The following is a 411-nucleotide window of genomic DNA, read 5'->3' on the forward strand; positions in this document are numbered from 1 at the left end:
GCCTATGGTAGGCCAAATGCTATCAAAGCAAGCTCTACCGATTAATACCATTCGATCTACTAATCAAACTTGATTCTGTCTGCTAGATGGCTAACAGCCAAAGCAAAGTAGTAAGAACGATTCCACTTCATTAACACATTGTAGTTGTTGTACACGAGGTAAGAACGGCCCGCTTCGTCATCTGGCATGATTAACCAAGCTTTAATGTCTTCATCAAGGTTTGGCAGTGGGCGGTCGTCATAACGCTTAATACCAAGTTTAGACCACTCTTTTAGGTATTTCGCTTTGTCTTCAGAGCGACCTTGTAAATCAATAGACACCGTTGATGGTACGTGAACCTGACGGCCCCAAGTGTACTTGTCATCCCAACCGGATTGGCTCAGATAATTCGCCGCCGAGGCAAATACATCT

At 44.3% G+C, this 411-nt stretch carries 1 protein-coding gene; it reads right to left on the reverse strand.

All coding sequences use genetic code 11. The features are described 5' to 3' along the window. Positions 1-59: 59 nt before the first annotated feature. Positions 60-411, reverse strand: a 352-nt coding sequence (locus BCT81_RS26645; protein WP_198596971.1) for a lytic murein transglycosylase, incomplete at its 5' end; no start/stop codon positions are given.

The organism is Vibrio sp. 10N.261.52.A1 (genome assembly GCF_002876325.1).
In the GTDB taxonomy this organism is placed as follows: Bacteria; Pseudomonadota; Gammaproteobacteria; order Enterobacterales; family Vibrionaceae; genus Vibrio; species Vibrio chagasii.